11 protein-coding genes are annotated in these 21,437 nt (G+C 38.3%); 7 read left to right on the forward strand and 4 right to left on the reverse strand.

The annotated features are described in order from the left end of the window. Positions 1-3,421 (reverse strand): hypothetical protein (locus BZG01_RS06360; RefSeq protein ID WP_143470848.1); only part of this gene is annotated, 3,421 nt, incomplete at its 3' end. Positions 3,422-4,034: 613 nt separating this feature from the next. Here BZG01_RS06360 and BZG01_RS06365 point away from each other — a divergent pair. From BZG01_RS06365 to bglX, 7 genes are all read left to right on the forward strand, one after another. Next, positions 4,035-7,046 (forward strand): SusC/RagA family TonB-linked outer membrane protein, encoded by a 3,012-nt coding sequence (locus tag BZG01_RS06365; RefSeq protein ID WP_101309001.1) that lies wholly within the window; start codon positions 4,035-4,037, stop codon positions 7,044-7,046. A 19-nt stretch (positions 7,047-7,065) separates the two neighbouring features. Beyond that, the gene (locus tag BZG01_RS06370; protein WP_101309093.1) at positions 7,066-8,601 is read left to right on the forward strand and encodes a RagB/SusD family nutrient uptake outer membrane protein; all 1,536 of its coding nucleotides are present in this window, start codon (positions 7,066-7,068) and stop codon (positions 8,599-8,601) included. Between the two features lie 115 nt (positions 8,602-8,716). Next, positions 8,717-10,432: a LamG domain-containing protein gene (locus tag BZG01_RS06375; protein WP_101309002.1), complete on the forward strand. Its 1,716-nt coding sequence runs from the start codon at positions 8,717-8,719 to the stop codon at positions 10,430-10,432. A gap of 87 nt (positions 10,433-10,519) precedes the next feature. Further along, complete coding sequence (locus tag BZG01_RS06380) at positions 10,520-12,226, forward strand: family 43 glycosylhydrolase (RefSeq protein WP_101309003.1); 1,707 nt, start codon at positions 10,520-10,522, stop codon at positions 12,224-12,226. Positions 12,227-12,237: 11 nt separating this feature from the next. Next, a complete protein-coding gene (locus BZG01_RS06385; RefSeq protein WP_101309004.1) occupies positions 12,238-13,671 on the forward strand; it encodes a glucoamylase family protein in 1,434 nt (477 codons plus the stop codon). A 41-nt stretch (positions 13,672-13,712) separates the two neighbouring features. Further along, entirely contained in the window at positions 13,713-14,501 is a 789-nt protein-coding gene (locus tag BZG01_RS06390) for a carboxylesterase family protein (RefSeq protein ID WP_101309005.1), read from the forward strand. A 56-nt stretch (positions 14,502-14,557) separates the two neighbouring features. Continuing rightward, positions 14,558-16,825 (forward strand): beta-glucosidase BglX, encoded by a 2,268-nt coding sequence (gene bglX, locus BZG01_RS06395; protein WP_101309094.1) that lies wholly within the window; start codon positions 14,558-14,560, stop codon positions 16,823-16,825. 133 nt (positions 16,826-16,958) lie between these two features. On the opposite strand, the gene BZG01_RS06400 is transcribed toward bglX, so the two are convergent. The 3 genes from BZG01_RS06400 to rluF all read right to left on the reverse strand — a co-directional run bounded on the left by BZG01_RS06400 (position 16,959) and on the right by rluF (position 21,435). Beyond that, complete coding sequence (locus BZG01_RS06400) at positions 16,959-17,267, reverse strand: helix-turn-helix domain-containing protein (protein WP_101309006.1); 309 nt, start codon at positions 17,265-17,267, stop codon at positions 16,959-16,961. 459 nt (positions 17,268-17,726) lie between these two features. Beyond that, on the reverse strand, positions 17,727-20,585 hold the full coding sequence (locus BZG01_RS06410) for a helix-turn-helix and ligand-binding sensor domain-containing protein (protein ID WP_101309008.1): 2,859 nt from the start codon (positions 20,583-20,585) through the stop codon (positions 17,727-17,729). Between the two features lie 124 nt (positions 20,586-20,709). Next, positions 20,710-21,435 (reverse strand): 23S rRNA pseudouridine(2604) synthase RluF, encoded by a 726-nt coding sequence (gene rluF / locus BZG01_RS06415; RefSeq protein ID WP_101309009.1) that lies wholly within the window; start codon positions 21,433-21,435, stop codon positions 20,710-20,712. Positions 21,436-21,437 lie beyond the last annotated feature (2 nt).

Below are 21,437 nucleotides of genomic sequence, written 5' to 3' on the forward strand. Positions count from 1 at the left end.
TCCATAAATAAGTTGATCCTGCGTTGCCGGCGTCAAAAGTGATCGTATTTCCTGAGCAAGTCTGCTGATCTGCCCCCAAATTAACTGTTGGGTTGGCATGAATCGTTGCATTGGCATCGTCTGTTGCGGAACAGCCGTTGGTATCTGTTACTGTTACGCTGTAATTGCCTGAAGTAGAAACTGTAATGCTTTGAGTAATTTCTCCGGTACTCCATAAATAAGTTGATCCTGCGTTGCCGGCATCAAATGTGATGCTGTTGCCCGAACAGGTTTGTTGATCTGCCCCCAAATTAACTGTTGGGTTGGCATGAATGGTTGCATTGGCATCGTCTGTTGCGGAACAGCCGTTGGCGTCAGTCATCACAACAGAATAATTCCCGGAAGTGGTCACCAAAATTCCTTGCAAGGTTTCTCCTGTGCTCCACAAATATGTAGATCCTGGATGGCCTGCGTCAAACATGATATTATTTCCATTACACTCCTCTTGGTCTGCACCCAAATCAACAATTGGATTTGGATGAACGGTAATATTTATATCATCAGTTCCTGAACAGCCGTTGGCATCAGTTACTGTTACGCTGTAATTCCCAGAAGTTGAAACCGTAATTGTCTGAGTGGTTTCGCCTGTATTCCATAAATAACTCGCACCAACATAACCAGCATCCAAACTAATTGTATTTCCCTGACAGATCTCCTGATCAGAGCCTAAATTCAAATTCAGGTTACTATTAATATCGACCCTCACAGTATCCAATGCAGGATTTACACAAGGAACAATTGGTTGCGCACTTAGCTCTAAATCAATAAATCCATTTAAAATATCAGCACTACCAGGTGTATAAGTAGGATTCAAAATTCCGGTATTGTCAAAAAAACCATCCCCTAGACTTCTCCAGATAAATGAAGATTCATTGCTTACAACACCGCTCAAACTTGCTGTCCCTGATTCACAAATAGCAAGATCTGAACCTGCATCAGCAGTTACATGCTGAATAACTTCAACCGTTACATCTAATGGAATCTCAGATAATTTATACATACTAATACCATCCAAAGCAAAAGCATTGTCAACACCTGTTGTACTTGTATTATTGATTTGAACATTTAAAGAACTTGAGCTGTCAGAATAAACCAGTCTTTGATATTTATCCCAATTACAAGGAGAATTGGTACTAAAGCTTTCGATTACAACACCATTAACAACCAGCTCAAAATCATCAAAACTATCATTTTTAAGATTTGTAATATTCAATGCAAATACGTAATAGCTATCTGGATCTACAGTAATATTCTGTTCCCAAACTGTATTATTTACAGATCCACCTTCAACAACCATTACATTATCGGGAGAATTTCCAGTAACACCTATACAACTGCTTTTATCTGATCCAAATGTCCTAGTATTACTACTAACCGTATATTTACTTGAACGGCTTCTACACGACCAACTTGAAGTACTTGAACAATAGTAGTAGTCACTTTGAAAACCTATATTCCCTAAAGTAAAATCACCATTCTCAACCAACTCTAGAGTTTCATCAATATAAAAAACACGAAGATGATATGTTGTTGTTGAATCCGGCGATACAACTACCCTTGAAGAAAGACCATCAACATCCCAATTAAACAGAAAATCATTTCCAGCATAAAGCTCAACCGATTCGTCTCTGCAAATAATGGTATCATTTAGAGTAACATCAGGAATATTTCCGGTTGCACTGGTTATATTAATCATATCCATAGCAGAACAACCATTCATATCATAAACACGAACAGCGTACAAACCTGGCTTATCAACATCCAGATATCTGTTTCTTGATCCATCATCCCAAATATAGAAGAAGTGACTTCCTGCATCCAATCGAATTACGTCACCTGCGTTCAAAACCTGATCAGGCCCCAAATCAACCACCGGAGGTGGAACCAAAGTCACGTTAATATCATCTGTTGCATTACAACCATATGCATTTGTGACAGTAACGGAATAATTACCATCACCATATACAATAATCTCTTGTGTTGTTTCACCTGTACTCCAAAGATAAGTTGCTCCTGAAATTCCCGCATTTAAAACCACTGGACTTCCGGAGCATACTGTGCGGTCAGGTCCCAAGTCAATTGTTAGATTTGCATAGAAACCAACATAAACATTATCAGTCTTAACACAATTAAAAGAATTTGTCACTTCAACAGAATAGGTTCCGGCTGTTGACACTTCAATGGTTTGGGAAGTTTCCCCTGTATTCCATGAATAAACTGAACCTGCATTCCCCGCATCTAAAATAACATTTCCACCACCACATGATGCCTGATTATCACCAAAACCAATAACAGGAACAGGATTCAGATTAAGAGTTAAAAAATCAGAGACAGCTCCGCAAGGTGAATTCGAATTAGCTGTTGCTGTAAGTATTACACTGCCAGCGGCTGCATCATTACTTCCCGGAGTATAACTAGAATTAACATTTGAAGGATTAGAAAAAGTACCATCACCTGAAGTTGACCACAAGAAACCTGTTTGGTTGGAAACTGTTGCGCTCAAACCTGCAGTTTCATTACCACATATAGTAATATCTGAACCCGCATCAATAGCCGCAGGTTCAATTACTGTAACTGTTCTGCTGTCCGGCACTTCAACCAAAGGATTAAAAGAAATACCATCTAAGGCATAATCGTTACCACTTCGGATTAAATTTTTATTTACAATTGATATTTCAATAGATGTTTTTGTACCTGAATACCACAAAGAGTAAAACTCTTCCCAGTTACAAGTTAAACCAACACCAGGTTCAATATAATCCCCCATTAAAACTCCATCAATCATAAATTCCAATCGAGCCGGATTGGTTGGATGAACATTTGCAGCCCAAGTAGAAAATGCATAATATTGATTCGGATTTACCGTAATGGTCTGGCTCCACACAACTACGTTTTCATCGGGAGCACCATTAACAATCAACATTTTATCAGGATTATTTCCTGTATGACCAGAGCATGCGGAAAAATTGGGGTGATAAGCCTGAGGATTACTGTCAACAGCATATCGTCCCTCTTGATATAAAGATTCACTAGCTGAAGGATTGGCAAGAGAAAATACTGGATCCGGACAATAAATATATTCACTATAAAAGCCAATGTTTCCAAAATCAAAGTCACCATTGGAAATTAACTCAGTTCCTGTATCCGGAACAAAAACACGAAGATTGTATGTGGTTGTTACTGCCGGAGAAACACTAATTGCAGATGAAAGTTGTCCTGTACTCCAATTGTACATGTATGAACCTGTTTGTGCTTCTAAAATAACAGATTCACCAACACAAATAGTTGTATCATTAACTGGCCGCACAATTTGTGCTGTTCCAGAATGATAACTAAATCCTATAACTATCGTAACACCAATAAGCTGTAGAAATCTTTTCATATTCACTCTTTCGTTAAAACCTTCTACTCCAAACCTCCAAGCATCTGCCTTTTGATGAAAGGCTATTTTTTTTACTTTAATTACGCAAATTTAACGATTAAAGTTTGGCTTTTTGTAACTTGATTTGCTTTACTCTTCAAAAAAACACCTAACCAACAGGATATGAACAAATTGCTCGTTTGTTTAATTTTTATTAAAATACAGACTAAATAAAAATGCGGCTGGATTTGTTGATTAATAAGTCTGAACAATCCTATTTTTTCAGTACCTTAAATACAGCCACAAATCCGAAAACGATTTCGTAAAATGATACTTTTCAGCCCTCCATAATTTAATTATGATTTATTAAACCGAACTAAAATTCAAATTATCACCCCAACATACTCACTACCCAAATATAAAAATATCGTTTAAATACATTATCACCTCAAAATATTTCACATTTTTAAACATAGATAAAGTATCTAATTAAAAGACACTTAACAACCATACGTAGTGGCAATGTTGTGTTAATTTTTATTTCTGTTGAGGTTTAATAAACACGATCAATTTGGAACAAACACCTATATAAGCCGACCTTTATGAGGTTATTAACAATCAAAAATAAAAGAGCATGAGATTACTATTATCTAACCTAATTCTTTTGTTGTTTTCTATATCTGTATTTGCACAAAGCAGTACTAACATTACAGGTATAGTTACAGACCAATCTGAAATGCCATTAATTGGTGTTACCGTATTTGTTAAAGGAACCACTTCAGGAACTGTAACAGATATTGATGGGAACTACAGCATTGAAGCTTTAAGCAATGCTACACTCGTTTACAGTTTTATAGGTATGAAAACACAGGAAATTCCTGTAAATAATCAAACCTTAATCAATGTGTCTTTACTTGAATCTACCACAGGTCTGGATGAAGTAGTTGTTATTGGATACGGAAAGATGAGCGTAAAAGATCTAACGTCATCAATAACAACAGTAAAATCAGAAGACTTGGTTAAAACTCCTTCTGGTAACGTTATGCAATCGTTACAAGGGAAAGTTGCAGGACTTCAGGTTATTAGTTCCGGTGAACCGGGTAAATCACCAACCATACGCCTTCGTGGTATTGGTTCTTATCCCGGACATGACAATGAAGGGCCTTTGTATGTTGTCGATGGAGTATTTTACGACAACATCGATTTTTTAAATACGGCTGATGTTGAATCAACCTCAGTACTTAAAGATGCGTCAGCGGCTGCAATTTATGGAGTGCGGGCTGCAAATGGAGTTGTATTAATTGAAACCAAATCCGGTAAACGAAATCAAAAAGCCAAAATTAATTACAATGGCTATTACGGATATCAAGTGGCTCAGAATGTATTGAAAATGGCAAATGCTGAACAATACACGAATATGGCCTTAGAATCAGGATCGGCGGCAGATGAACAATTCATATTAAATGCGATGCAGCGATACGGCAGAAGTCGTATAAATCCAAATGTACCAAACGTAAATACAGATTGGTATGACGAAATTATGCGCACTGCAGCTATTCAAAACCATAGTTTAAGCGTATCCGGAGGCAACGAGAATACGACCTACTCAATTGGAACAAGTTTCTTTACCCAGGAAGGTATTTTGAATATGAAGAATGAGTATGAACGTTTTAACCTTCGTTCAAAAATTGACTTTCAGGCAAATGAGTGGTTCACAATTGGAGGAAATGTAATACTGAGTAATTCGACCAAATATGAACCCGAATCGGCTGCTTGGAATGTGGCTTATTTTGCGGTACCAATTATGCCTGTTTACGATGAACTAAATACTGCTGCAAGCCCAACAAAATATGCGAGTGCTGAAGACTTAGGGTATCGGGGAGGTAAAAACCCGTTTCCAACAATGGATTTAAGTGAAAATCGTATTAGAACAAAAAAAGTACTTGCAAATTTCTATGCTAAACTGGATCTAATACCAAAAAAATTAAATTTCAAAACCACTTACAGTCAGGATTTCACTTCACAGGAAGGACGTTTTGTTGATCTTGCCTATTTTGTCAGCACTAATTTTAAGCGTACTGATGACTCGGTTCAAAAAAACTCTCAAACCACAACAAACCAAACATGGGATAATATTTTAACCTATGCCGACAGCTTTGGAGGGCACAACCTTGTCCTTATGGCTGGATCATCATACAGAGATGAAACCTGGAATTATCTTAGTGCAACCGGTTTAAATTTCCCATCTGGACTTGAAGAAAACTGGTACATTAGTAAATCACAGAGTAAACCATCTGATAGTGTTAATGATGACGGAAGAAAACAGTATGGGATGTCCTATTTTGGAAGAATGTCTTATAATTTCAACAACAAATATTTACTTTATGGAACAATGAGGGCTGATGGCAGCTCAAAGTATCAGGAGAAATGGGGTTATTTCCCAACTGTTGGTGCTGGTTGGGTTCTTTCAGAAGAAAACTTCATGAAGAATGTAGAACTTGTTGATTTTTTAAAATTTCGCGCAAGTTGGGGTAAACTGGGAAATAATAAAATCGCGGCCAGCGATGGTGCAAATTCAACCAACGTTGTAACAACTGCAATTGATGGTGTTTTAGTTTCCGGAACAACAACCTCGAGTACCTACTCTTCTCTTAAATGGGAAGTTACCGAAGAAACAAACTTTGGTATTACAACAACTCTTCTTGCCAACAGATTATCTGTAGATGCTGATTATTATATCCGCGACACAAAAAATGCAGTTATAGATGTTACCAATCCTCTTATAGGAGGCACTGTAAGAAGAAATGCCGGAGAAATAAGAAACTCGGGATTCGAGCTGGCTTTAAATTGGAGTGACAATATTACGAAAGATTTAAAATACTCAATTGGAGCAAACTTTTCTACTCTTAAAAACGAAGTAAGGGATTTGTTTGGTCAGCCATATATAGACGGAGGACAAGCAGAATTTCGTCAACGTTCGATTGTAGGTGAACCATTATTGGCATTTTTCGGACGTGAGGTAGTTGGTGTTTATCAAAATGAGGCTGAAGTCGCCGCTGATCCTGTTGCCGTGGAAAATGGGTTAGCTCCCGGGGATTTAAAATACAAAGATCAAAACAAGGATGGAAAAATTGATGATGACGACAGAGTTGTTTTAGGCTCTTATTTTCCAAATTTCATGTACGGTGCAAATCTTGGCATAACTTACAAAAACTGGGAATTCACAATGAACATTTTAGGACAAACCGGAAACAAAATTCTCAATCGTAAACGCGGTGAGTTAATCTGGACAAATGATGGCAACCTGGATGCTGATCTTGCAAAAAACCGTTGGCATGGTGAGGGAACATCAAATAAATATCCTTCATCTGCAGGATTAAGAAAAGGCTGGAACCAAAAGATGAGTGATTATTTTGTTGAAGATGGATCCTACTTCAGAATTCAGAACATTCAAGTTGCTTACAATCTAAGACAAAAGGTAGTGTTTGGTGTAAAAGTTCCTGATGCTAGAATTTCATTCACTGCAGATCGTCCTTTAACCGTATTTAGCTACAATGGATTTAATCCTGAAGTAGAAAATGGAATTGATACACAAACCTATCCTATTCCTGCAGTATATACACTTGGCTTAAATGTTAATTTTTAATTCGAAAAAACATTTCATCATGAAACTATTTAAATATTCTATACAGATCACCCTTGCAGCAGCTGCAATTCTATTTGCAACGGCCTGCGATGACAAATTAGACGAACCAGCCGAGAATATTGCCATTACAGACAGCACTGATTATTCTATTGCTGAAAATATGATTTCACCCTTACTTGGTCTTTATGCTGAATTCAACAATAAAGGCTGGGAAACAAATCCATTAATGTCTGTTCGGGGAGATGATGTGAATGCAGGAGGTTTAGGTGATCAGCAAGATTTTGCCGAGACTGACCGATACAATTACAACAAAGATTTCTGGATGTACAATTCGGCCTGGGAAGGTGAATACCGCGATGTAATCACCTCTCACAGTACCATGGAGCAAATTCAATTGTATGCCGACAAAACAGGAAACCAAAACTTAGGAGACCAGTACATTGCAGAAGCAAAAACAATTCGCAGCTGGATTCTCTTTAATATATCCCGAACATGGGGAAATATTCTGGTTCCAACGAGTTCAGATCCTACAGAATTATTGGTTGCAGATATCACATCAAAAAATGATGTAATGCAGCACATCTCTGATCAAATGGACGAGGCAATTCCTTTTTTACCGGATATGAATCCGAATCAAAGAACTGATATTCGTGGCGGCGTAACCAAATACACCGCACTTGCGATAAAAGCTCTTGCAAATTTGGAATTGAAAAACTATCAGGCTGTTGCTGATGCTACTTCGCAAATTATCAGTTCAAATAAATTTAGCTTGGAAGCTGATTTTTACGAGCTGTTTAAAATTCCCGGGAAGCTAAACAATGAAAATTTGTTAGAAATGCAATATTCTGACTTCGGACAAGGTTCAGGCGACAGTAAAAGTTACCTTTTCGAATTCTTTGGCCCTCAAAGTTGGACTCCAGCAGTTGAAGGAGCCGGCAGTGGCTGGGGATTTTGGGAACCTAGTTTGAAATACATCAAATTCATGCTTGACAGAGGTGAAACTGTTCGTTTGGAAACCAGCGTACTCTTTACGGACCGAGGCATTGCAGAAATTCAAAAAGATCCGAACTACACAACTCTACCTTCGTGGATTTCAAACACAACCCGATCGGGAGATGTAATTAATGATTATGCACGTGCACTTTTTGCAAGCGGCAAGCACTATTTACCATCAGATCAGCTTACACCTGGACGTACTACATATGGCACAAACAAAAACTTCACCTGCATTCGTTATGCTGAAATATTATTAATGCATGCCGAGGCTATAACACAAGGAGCTTCAAGCACTTCAATATCTGCAGATGCTGCGGTTAATTTAGTTCGGGAAAGAGCTGGTTTAACAGCAATTTCAGGAGTTACAAATGAACAGGTTATGGATGAAAAATTTGCTGAGTTAGCCATGGAATGGGGAACACGCTTTTTTGATATGGTTCGTCTTGAAAAATACAACGAGCTAAGCTACGAAGGAAGAACCTTTAACGCCGATTTGATTTATTTACCATATCCTCAAAATCAAGTTGATTTACTTCCAGTCTTAAAAGGCAGCAACTAATAATTTTGATCATTAAAATGAAGAAAATGAAACGACCATGTAAAAAAAATTACACCCAAGAGAATGAGTGTAATTGGGGAGTTCCATCTGATCATAAAATAAAAAATATAAACAGATGAAATTATTTAAAAATATACTAATCACAATGATTGCTCTCGTATTTGCTACGGCATGCGACGAAGGAATTGATCCAATTACAGCAGTGAAACCAGGAGTGGATGAAACTGCCCCTGTAATCAAAATAAACTACCCTACCGAAGGAACAATCTTAAAAGTTCTTGATCTGGTTACCTCAATTGACATTGATATTAAAGTAACCGATGATATTGAAATTGGAAGCATATCTGTGCTAATGGATGGAAATGAGATAGCCGGTTTTAATACTTTTACTGATTATCGGATAGCTCTTGAAAAATTTACCTATGACAATGTAGCAACAGGAAATCACATTATGACTGTAACAGCCACCGATTTGGAAGGCAAAAGCACTACTTCCTCGGTAAATTTCTCAAAAGAACCTCCTTATACACCACTATTTGAAGGTGAAGTGTTCTATATGCCATTTGATGGTGATTATTATGAATTGGTAAATATAGTACAGGCAACTAAGGTTGGATCTCCAGGATTTGCAGGAGAAAGTATAATCGGAACTGATTCTTATTCGGGAACTACCAATTCTTACCTAACCTACCCAATTGCCTCATTACTTTCATCTGAATTTACTGCTGCATTCTGGTATAAGGTGAATCCATCGCCGGATCGGGCAGGAATTCTTGTTGTGGGAGATGATGAAACTGATCGTAATCAGGGATTCAGATTATTCCGTGAAGGAAATGGTGCCGAGCAAAGAATTAAGCTTAATGTAGGTATTGGTACTGCAGAGGTTTGGAATGATGGCGATGTTATTGACGTAGCTGCCGGAGAATGGGTACACGTCGCTTTTACCATTTCACAAACACAGTGTACAATATTCTTTAATGGTGTTGAAATGAGATCTTCCCCTTTGACTGCTGCTGTTGATTGGACCGGTTGCGAAACAATGACAATTGGTGCCGGAGGCGAAACATTCAGCTATTGGAATCATCTTTCGGATAACAGCGCAATAGATGAATTACGTTTATTCAATAAAGCGTTAACTGCAGGCGAGATTCAAGATATGATTAATGTTACCAATCCGTACCAGCCAAAATATGGTGAAACATTCTATATGCCTTTCGATGGAAACAATACCGATTTAATCAGCTACAATGAAGCCACAGTAGTAGGTACAACAGGTTTTGCAGGCGAAAGTGCACTTGGAAGTGATGCTTTTGCCGGAGCTGCTGACTCATACCTTACTTTTCCTACAGAAGGGCTGTTTGGAGAAGAGTTTAGTACTGTATTTTGGTACAAAGTAAACCCTGGTCCGGACCGGGCAGGAATTCTTGTAGTTGGAAATAACATTCCCGAAAACCGCAGCCAGGGCTTTAGATTGTTTCGGGAAGGAAGTGCAACCGAACAAAGAATAAAATTAAATGTTGGCACCGAAACAGCAGAAGTATGGAATGATGGCGGTGTTATTGATGCAACTGCCGGCGAGTGGGTGCAAATTGCAGTCACCGTTTCCTTAACAAAATGCACAGTTTATTTCAACGGTGTGGAAATGTTATCCTCAGATCTTTCGAAAGGTATTGATTGGACCGGATGTACCACGATGACGATTGGTGCCGGAGGTGAAACTTTCAGTTACTGGAATCATTTGTCAGATTCAAGCTTCCTTGATGAATTACGTATTTTTAATACGGCTCTTTCGCAGGAAGAAATTCAAACAATATATGATGCAGAGAAGTAATCTCTCAGTATAGAATTTTTAATTCCAGAGGTTTCTCACAACCAGAAACCTCTGGAATACAATATTACTCAACCAGAATTAAAACCAATGCTCAGACTATTAACCATCCTTTTAACTTTTGTAAGTGTTGCAGCTTTTTCTCAGCGTACAGCAGAAACTTATTGCAATCCGCTGAATATTGACTACACCTACATGATTTACAATTCCCAAAACGACCTTTCCTATCGCTCTGGAGCAGATCCTGCTGTAGTGGAATTTCGCGGCGAATACTACCTGTTTGTAACACGGTCATTGGGTTACTGGCATTCTACAGATTTGCTAAACTGGGATTTTATTCAGCCCGAAAAATGGTATTTTCAAGGATGCAATGCTCCTGCCGCACACAACTACAAAGACTCAGTTCTCTACATGACCGGAGATCCTTCGGGACAAATGAGTGTCTTATATACCGATAATCCGAAAAAAGGAGATTGGAAAATTGTCCCTGCCATTCTCAATAATCTTCAGGATCCTGATCTGTTTATTGATGATGACGATCAGGCTTATATTTTTTGGGGCTCTTCCAACCTGTTTCCGATCAGAGGCAGGAAGTTAGATAAAAACAAAAGATTCATTGCAGAAAAAAATACCACTGAATTATTCAGCCTTAACCAGAAAATTCACGGATGGGAACGATTTGGAGAAAACCATTCCGATACCCTGCTTAAAGGATATATGGAAGGTGCTTGGCTAACAAAGCACAATGAAACCTATTACATGATGTATGCTGCACCGGGCACGGAGTTCAATGTTTATGCTGATGGTGTTTACACAGCGAAAAGTCCAATGGGACCCTATACTTACCAAGCTCATAATCCGGTAGTGTACAAACCTGGTGGATTCATGAACGGAGCCGGACATGGAAGCATCGTAAAAACAACCTTAGGTGCTTACTGGCATTTTGGATCGATGGCTCTTTCTGTCAACGAAATCTGGGAACGAAGACTTTGTATGCATCCTGTTTTCTTTGACGAAGATGGACTGATGTACAGCAATACCCGATTTGGAGATTACCCACATTATGCCCCAAATTCGAAAGAAAAAACCGGCGAATTTCGTGGATGGATGCTTCTGTCTTACAATAAACCGATTAAAAGTTCATCTCCCGAAGGAATTGAAAACCTTACGGATGAAAATGTAAAAACATTCTGGTTGTCAAAAACCAATACTGGAGGAGAATGGTTTACAATCGATCTGGAAAAACCAATGGATGTAAAAGCAGTTCAAATCAATTTTCACGATTACAAATCGAATATGTACGGCAGATATAAAAATTTGAAACATCGGTATCTGATTGAATACTCTGTTGACGGATCAAATTGGAAATCATTAATTGACAAATCCAAAAGCTTTAAAGACACTCCCAACGATTACGTTGAACTGGATCATGCTTATAAGGCCAGATTTATAAAGTATACCAATATTGAGGTTCCTACTCCATCGCTTGCAATATCTGATATTCGAATATTTGGAAATGCTTCAGTCAAAGCACCATCAACAGTAAAGAACTTTAGCGTTGAACGCTTAAAAGACCGACGCGATGCAAAGATCAGCTGGAAACAAATGGAAGACTGCCAGGGATATAATATCATTTGGGGAATAGCTCCGGACAAGCTATATAATTCATGGATGATTTATGGTAAAAATGAACATTTGCTTAAATCACTTGACTCTGACAAAACCTACTACATCACAATTGAAGCATTTAACGAAAATGGCATTTCGAAAACCTCTCAGGTTATTGAAGTAAAATAAGACAACAAGTTATGAACTATACAATTTTACTATCTCTTTTCATGCTCCTTTCATCATGTGGTAAAGATAAAGAGGTAAACATTCCCGAAGAGGAAACCGGCAATAATGGCCCAAAAATTTATCAGGGATTATCCGATGAAATGTTATTGGATACCATTCAATATTATACTTTTCAGTATTTCTGGGATGGTGCAGAACCCAATTCGGGTTTGGCTCCTGAGCGAATTAACCTGTCAGGTATTTATCCGCAAAACGATCAGCATGTTGTAACAACCGGAGGTTCGGGTTTCGGGCTTATGGCTGTACTTGTTGGTATCGACAGAGGTTTTATTTCGCGCGAAGAAGGCGTGCAGCGATTCGAAAAGATAGCCGGTTTTTTGGAAGAAGCAGATCGTTTTCATGGCGCCTGGCCACATTGGATGGATGGAAAAACAGGGAAAGTAGTTCCCTTTGGACAAAAAGACAACGGCGGCGATTTGGTTGAAACATCCTTTCTTGCGCAAGGCTTGATCTGTGTTCAGGAATACTTTAAAACCGGATCGGAAAAAGAAAAACAACTGAGCGAAAGAATTAAAAATCTTTGGCACGGCATTGAATTTAATTGGTACGAGAAAGACGGCAGCGATGTCCTTTACTGGCATTGGTCCCCAAATTATGCCTGGGAAATGAATTTCCCTCTGGAAGGCTATAATGAGTGCTTAATTACGTACATCACAGGAGCCTCATCGCCAAACTATTCCATCAAAGCCGATTCATACCACAAAGGCTGGGCACGAAATGGAGACATTGTTCAGCCAAGTTCAAAATACGGATATACATTAAATCTAAAACACAATGGCAATCCATCTGCCGGAGGCCCTTTGTTTTGGGCACACTATTCCTATTTAGGTTTTAATCCAAGTATCAGTTCTGATAAATATGCCAACTATTGGGATATTAATGTTGCTCATACAATGATGAACCGGGCCTATTGCATTCAAAATCCTAAAAAATTTGATGGATACGGCGAAAATCTGTGGGGATTAACAGCCAGCTATTCCATAAAAGGGTACAGCGAATGGGAACAAGGAGGCGGAAGAGAACGAAATGATTTGGTTGCAAATGATCTCTATTTGGGTTATGCTGCTCATAATCCCGATAAAGACTATGGAATCATCGCTCCCACCGCAGCTCTGTCCTCTTTTCCTTATGCGCCGGAAGAATGTATGAAGGTGGCAAAAAATATTTACTTCAATCTGGGAGACAAAACCTTTGGTAAATATGGCCCATACGATGCTTTTAGTGTTGAACACAATTGGTATCCGAGAAGTTATTTAGCCATCGATCAGGGGCCGATTGTATGCATGATTGAAAACTACAGAACTGGTTTGCTTTGGAATTTGTTCATGAACTGTCCGGAAGTAAAAGAAGGATTAAACAAACTGGAATTTACTATTCAACAGTAAGTTATAAATCGTGATCAAACATTATCTAAGAAACATTCACAATGAAAAAAATTAACACTATATGTCTCGGACTGATCCTTTTTTTGAGTTTAGGGCATACTTATGCTCAAGACTTAAACCAGTATCAGAAAGCCAATTTTATTCTTGGACAGGACACTTTAAAATATCGAATCCTTTATCCTGAAAACATGGAAAAAGGAAAGACATATCCATTGGTATTATTTCTTCATGGTTCCGGTGAAAGAGGGACTGACAACCAAAAGCAGCTGACTCATGGAGCGAAGCTTTTTCTGGATCAAACAAACAGAAAAGAGTATCCTGCTATTGTTGTTTTTCCCCAGTGTCCCCCAGATATTAAATGGACACATCGATTAAAAGAAAAATCAGCAGAAGGAGACTGGATTTTTAAATTTCCTACGGAATCAGGCCCCACAAAACCAGCTTACATGGCCGATCAGTTAGTAAATAAAATAGTAGAGGAAGGAAATATTGACCCGAAGAGAATTTACATCATGGGCTTATCAATGGGAGGAATAGGAACACTTGAGTTTTTGTACCGTTGGCCGGATAAGTATACGGCTGCTGCTGTGATTTGCGGCGGACACAACCCGAAATTGGTCACAAAATATTCCCATGTTCCAATTTGGTTTTTTCATGGTGGCAAAGATGATGTTGTACCCGGAAAGTATTCTAAACTAGTCTACGATGAGCAAAAAAAATACAATGCTGAATCAAAATACACACTTTATCCGGAAGCCAATCACAATAGCTGGGATCAGGCATTTGCAGAACCTGATTTAGTAAAGTGGCTCTTTAGCAAGAGCAAATAATTAATTACAAATAAACAATAAAGCGATTACAGATTACTATGAAAATGATTAGAAAAATGAAAACAAAGCTTACACTATTCAGCATATTGGTATCCATTGCAATGTTTTCATGCAATACATCCAAACCGAAATACAAGAGTTATAGCGGCGATGCCGAAATTGAACGAAAAGTTGATTCTGTTCTCTCTTTAATGACATTAGAGGAAAAAATTGGACAAATGACTCAGTTCTCCGGAAGAGGTGATATTACAGGACCGGAAATGCAAAATGAGGTAATGCCCTATCTTAAAAAAGGTTTGGTAGGAAGTATGTTTAACGAAGCAACTGTTGAAAAAGTCCGGCCGCTTCAGGAGGCTGCATTGGCAGAATCAAGACTAAAAATTCCTGTGCTTTTCGGATACGACGTCATTCACGGCTTTAGAACCATATTTCCTATGTCGCTTGCAGAATCATGTTCCTGGGATCTTGATTTAATAAAAGAAAGTGCCCGGATAGCTGCAACAGAAGCTGCCGCCGAGGGCATTTCATGGACTTTTGCACCAATGGTTGACATTGCCAGAGATGCTCGCTGGGGACGCGTAATGGAAGGTGCCGGAGAAGACGTTTATCTTGGAAAACTGGTTGCCACAGCAAGAGTTAAAGGTTTTCAGGGCGAAGCTTGGAAAGATTTAAAATCGACCAATACGGTGCTGGCCTGTGCCAAGCATTTTGCTGCCTACGGAGCGGCAGAAGCTGGTCGTGACTACAATACAGCTGAAGTTTCGGAACGCACACTAAATGAAATCTATCTTCCTCCTTTTCTGGCTGCAAAAGAAGCCGGTGTTGCAACCTTCATGACTGCTTTTAACGAAATTGGCGGCGTGCCATGTTCTGCCAGCAAATATTTATACAAAGATATTCTTAGAGACCGATGGGACTTTAGAGGTTTCGTAGTTACCGACTATACTGCAATTAACGAATTGGTAGAACATGGCATTGCAAAAGATGAAGCTCAGGCTGCAGAACTGGCAGCAAATGCCGGAATCGATATGGACATGACAGGTGGTGTTTATCTGGAGAACCTAAAAGCTCAGGTTGAAGCCGGAAAAGTAAGTGTGGAAAGCATAGATATCGCGGTAAGTCGAATTCTGGAAATGAAGTTTTTACTTGGCCTTTTCGACGATCCGTATCGTTACATGGATGAAGCCAGACAAGAATCAACCCGAATGAAACCGGCATTTCTGGCATCAGCAAAAAATATTGCGAAACGTTCTGTTGTTTTACTAAAAAACGAAAACATATTTCCAATCGATAAATCTTCAAAGAAAACGATCGCTTTAATTGGTCCGATGATTAAAAATCAGAGCAGTTTAAACGGAGAATGGGCTGGCCGTGGAGACAGAAATCAAAGCATTTCACTGTTTGATGGATTACAAGAAAAATACAAAGGTTCAAATATTCAATTTACCTATGCTCAAGCATGTGATTTAACGGGAAATGATAAATCAGGATTTAAACCGGCACTAAGTGTTGCAGGCAAAGCTGATCTTGTTCTTGTTGCCATGGGAGAAGATTTTAATTGGTCAGGCGAAGCTGCCTGCAGAACAAATATTCAGCTGCCAGGCGTTCAGCAGGATTTTCTAAAAGAGCTTAAAAAACTAAATAAACCAACAGGTTTAGTACTTATGAACGGTCGTCCGTTGGATTTATCGTGGGAAAATGAGAATGTGGATGCCATTGTAGAAGCCTGGTATTTGGGTACAACAGCAGGAGATGCTCTTGCCGATGTTATTTCCGGAGATTACAATCCTTCCGGAAAGCTAACCTTATCTTTCCCCCGCAACATTGGTCAGGTTCCAATTTATTACAATGCGAAAAACACAGGTCGCCCAATCCCTAAAAATGATCCTGATGCAGATTACAAATCCACTTATATCGATGTTGAAAACTCTCCTCTTTATCCTTTTGGATATGGTTTAAGTTATACCACATTTTCGATAAAAGATGTGAAATTAAATGCAAATACTCTTAAATCAGGAGAGCAATTAACGGTAAATGCCACGTTAAGCAATACTGGTAATGTTTACGGAGAAGAAGTGGTGCAATTGTATGTTCAGGATTTATACGGAAGCGTAACCCGTCCGGTGAAAGAATTAAAAGGATTCGAAAAAGTAGGATTAGAGCCGGGAGAAAGTAAAGAAATACAATTTACAATTTCGGAAGATGATTTGAAATTCTTCGATATTAACATGAATTTCGTTGCCGAGGATGGTGATTTTAAACTTTGGGTAAGTACCAGCTCATCCGACGAATCGAACGAACGTTCATTTAACTTTAAGCATTAGTTTATCAATAGTTGGTTTTATTAGTTACAGCGGTACAGTTTCTTAATTGTACCGCTGTTTTTTTTTGCTTTACAGCCAACAACAAATAAGATTCTCACAAGTTAAAAAGAATACCAAATTAATATCAATAGTATTATTTGTTGCCGCCCAAAAGGCGGATTACCTCTTTCAGAATTTCATTTTCAGTGGTAAGCTTCTCTATTTGCGGATTGACAGGGTTTTCGATATTGAGCTCTCCGGCGAGTATCTTAAAAAAATTAACCTGAAGTATCTCACTAATCTTAGCCAGACGATCGATTTGAATGTCTGGCTTTTTTAGGATGTTGTAAGTGGCATTTAAACTTAAGCCAAGCTTTTTAGCCATTGCAGCTATGCTCACTTCCTGCTTTTTCATTTCTGATAAGATCAGCTCGTTGATGGGAATCGTTTTATTCGAAGTCATGCTTAAAAATAGTGATAATAATTTACATTTTGCAATAATCAATCAACTTAAATGGTAATTTATTCCAGTAATAAGATAATTAATCACGGAAAAATAGTATTAACATACATTATTTTTGCAATAATACATATTCCCGTGGTTGCATCATACTGTCCCGAGGTGGTATCGTATAGTCCCTTGGTAGCATCACACCGTCCCGAGGTGATATCATATAGTCTCTTGGTAGCATCACACTGTCCCGAGGTGGTATCATATAGTCCCTTGGTAGCAAGTTGCATTCCTATGGTAACATATTGCATTTCCGCAGTAGTAAGTTACATTCCTATGGTGGAAACATACAGATCTGCAGTAATAATAGTAAATCACCAACAAACCTATGCCAAAATGTTTCTTTTAGATTCAAGTCATCCCCTGGCATAGACGGCTTGATTGCAGTGAGAATATTAGCTGACAAGTCAATTAATACCTCATAATCACTTTGGTGAGATTTTCATCGGGTTCCAGCTCCATTTTTTTTCGTAGTCTGTATCTGCTCACCTCCACACTTCGAACTGTAATTCCCAAAAGCATCGAAATTTCTTTCGAATTCATATTCATTTTCAAGAGAGAACACAATCGCAGATCCGCAGGAGTTAAATTTGGATAATTCTGTCTCAACCCATCGTAAAACCCACTTTGAGATGCGGCAAAATGCCGCTCAAAATCGAGCATGTCCTTTTTCTGAGTCAGCTGTCCGTTTATTACTTTCAAAATCTTATCGTAATCGCGGTGAGGAAAACGCCCTTCCAATTTGTGGAACATGATATCCAATTCGCGTTTTATTGTATTTAACGATCTGTCCTTCTCAACCAGAGCATTGGCTGAAACCGTTAATTTTCCCTGCAGATTCTCCAGTTCTTTCTGTAAAACATCATTCTGAAGCTGCTCTATTGTCGATTCGTTTTTTTTGTGTTGATCGGTATGTTTTTTCTCAATGATATTGGTCTGTTTCTCCAAAATGCGTTTGTTAAAAACAATCAGTAAACCAACACAAACCACCAGCGATAAAATGATAACAACAACGCCTGTTTTTGAAGCAAACCAAGGAGGCAAAATTACGAATGGGTATTCTACCACATTTGATCTGCTGCCGTCGGAAAATACAGCTCTGGCCTGATATACATATTCTCCGTGCGGGATATCATTTATTGTATTTACACTTTCAGTTTCTCCTTCAATCCAATCATCGTAAAGATTTACAATACGGTATTGATAGGTCACATCGTTAGGACCATAGTTAACCGAATTAATAGTAAATTCCAGAGAATTATCTCTGTTCTTAAGTTCCAAAACCTTGTTGTTGTGCAAAGGCAGTAAAATTCCCTTATTACCGACACCTTTTTTCCCCTTTACAACTTGGGTGATGACCAATGGCTGATGCTTGTATACATCATTCGATTCATTGGGAAGGATAGCAAAACCATTCTCCAAACATAAAACACTGGCATCTTTGTTAATTGAAATATTCTGATACTTATCGGGAAATGAAAATTGTTTATCCAAGGTGAAAGCACTTACAAAACTCATCGAATCTGCTGTGTTTTTCATGTAAACCGCCTCATTATCGGTGATAACCCAAAAATGGTTTTGATCGGCATTTACAATATTTACAGCCTTTTTAAAACGTCCCAAAGTGTTATTCAACTTGTTAAAAGGCAGCATTCTGTCCGTGAGATCATCATAAGTGTAAATCTCCTCTCCTGTTGTTACAACCACCCGGTTGTTAACTGTAAAAACATTCAGCTGATATTCTGTAGGCAAGCCTGATTCCAATCCAAAATACTTGTTGGATACTACCTTTCTAAAATCACCAGACAGCGTCAAACGATTCAAGCCTTTTATTTCATGACTGATCCAAACATAACCTGCATGATCAACCTCAATAAACCGACATGCACCTTCAAATCCATCAACAAAATGAGAAAAAACCCACTGGTTATTTTCTCTTTTAAACATTCTAATCTTAAAGTAGGTAGACTCTATTAACCATTCCTGCCCGTTTTTTTCAATAATTTCAAAATCAGTACCTCCGATTGCTGTTGACAATGGATAAGCATTTCCCTGATCCAGTTTGAAGATACCATTATTGCTGCCACACAAGAGTTCGCCCCTCAAAATTTCCAATTTCCAAATGTGCCCGGTAATTCCCTCTAAAAGGGATAATTCCCTAAAATCCAGGTCTGCATAATCCTTATCAAATTTTGAGCAAAGAACCCCGTTATTTGTTCCAATATAAATGTATCCATTGTGTTTTATGACAGAATAAATTGCTGACGGAGCATTATCCATATCTATTTTATACTCAATGGTCGAATTTAAGTCGACATAAGACAATCCATTATCCATTCCCAGCCATAAATCTCCTGAATGATCGAGAGCCATTCCCAAAACAGTATTGTTTTCCAGTTTAGACTGCCGGTCGATGTGACTAAGGATTTTACCATCATGATTAATAATGTATAAACCACCCAATAAAGTTCCTATTGCATATGCAGTATCACCAATGGAAACGGCAGAATTTACATCTTTTGAAGACAATACCTCATTGGCTTCACAATTCCATTTCTTAGTTTTTCCATCCTTTAAAATATGAAGTCCTGATTTCCCATCGCCAACAATAATACCCCGCTCGTTGGGCAAATAAAAACGGATGGTTGCATTTTTTGCAAAATCGGAATCAGCAATAACTTTAATCTCTCCGGCTTCTATTTTACAAATTCCCCGACCGCTGATTCTTGAATAGACTGTATCATTTACCTTTCCTAAAAACATCAGTTCACCTCCCGGCGCTGCTGATTTTACCTCTTCGGTTTCCGTATTGTATATAAAAAGTGTTGGGAATGACTGAAAAAGAATTTCTTTTCCGCTCTTAACAATGGACCAGATTCTCTCACTGGAAAACTTGTAATCGTTTAATTTTTCGGCTAATGAATAATAATTTAATACGCCTAAACTGTCCCTCTTCCAATATCCAAAATCTTCATAACAACCGGAATACAATCTTTGGCTCTGCTCATCAAACAGCAGAGATCGAATTGCCGATTTAGATCTGTGCTGATGCAAAACCCAATCTTTCCCGTTGTATTCAAGTACACCGCCGCTGTTCCCAAAATAAGCCCTCCCAAGCTCATCAAATGCTACAGCCCAGTTCTGGCTCATTGCCTGATACTCACTTCGATCGTGATTAATGACAAAAATCCCAAACGGCTTTTCGATTGCGGATATAAAAGTCGTCTGAAAGAGTAAAAATAAAAGAAGAATTAAATTGGCAGGTTTCATAGTTGCAATTCGATCTGGTTTCCTACAAATATAAAAAAATCAGAGACGATATTACCTGATTTAATTGATCTTGCAACAACATAGTAAAGAAAAAAGGAATTAAAAATTTAAGAATATTACTATTTTAAATCTCATCGAAGGTTTTAGCGGAATCCTCGCACAAATTAAGCAAGGTTTGTAATTCAGTTTTAGTAAATGAACGGTACTTTCCAACTTTTAAGCTGCCTAAGGAGATGTTCATAATCCGAAGCCGCTGCAGGGTTTTCACATTGTAATCCAGATATTCGCACATTCTGCGAATTTGTCTGTTTAATCCCTGAGTCAGAATTATTTTAAATGTAAAATCATCAACTCTCCAAACTTTACATTTCTTAGTTACGGTATCTAATATAGGAACACCATTTCCCATTTTTTTTATAAAATCGGATGTAATTCTTTTGTTTACCCGAACAAGATATTCCTTTTCGTGATTGTTTCGTGAGCGAAGTATTTTATTCACGATATCGCCATCATTGGTGAGAAAAATAAGTCCTTCACTCGGTTTATCCAATCGCCCGATTGGGAAAATCCGCTCCGGATAATTAAGGTAAGTTATGATATTCCCTTTTATATGAGTATCTGTAGTGCAGGTGATGCCAACTGGTTTGTTAAATGCCAAATAAATATTTCCTACTTGCCTGGTAATGGTTTGTCCTTTTACCTTGATCGTATCCTCGCTGGTAACCTTAACACCTAAATCGGCTGTTGTTCCGTTCACCTTAACTCTCCCACTTTCAATCAGCTTATCAGCCTCTCTTCGTGAACAATATCCTGTTTCGGCAATTGCCTTATTTAGTCGTTTTAATTCCATTT

Source organism: Labilibaculum manganireducens, from assembly GCF_002843385.1.
GTDB lineage: Bacteria > Bacteroidota > Bacteroidia > Bacteroidales > Marinifilaceae > Labilibaculum > Labilibaculum manganireducens.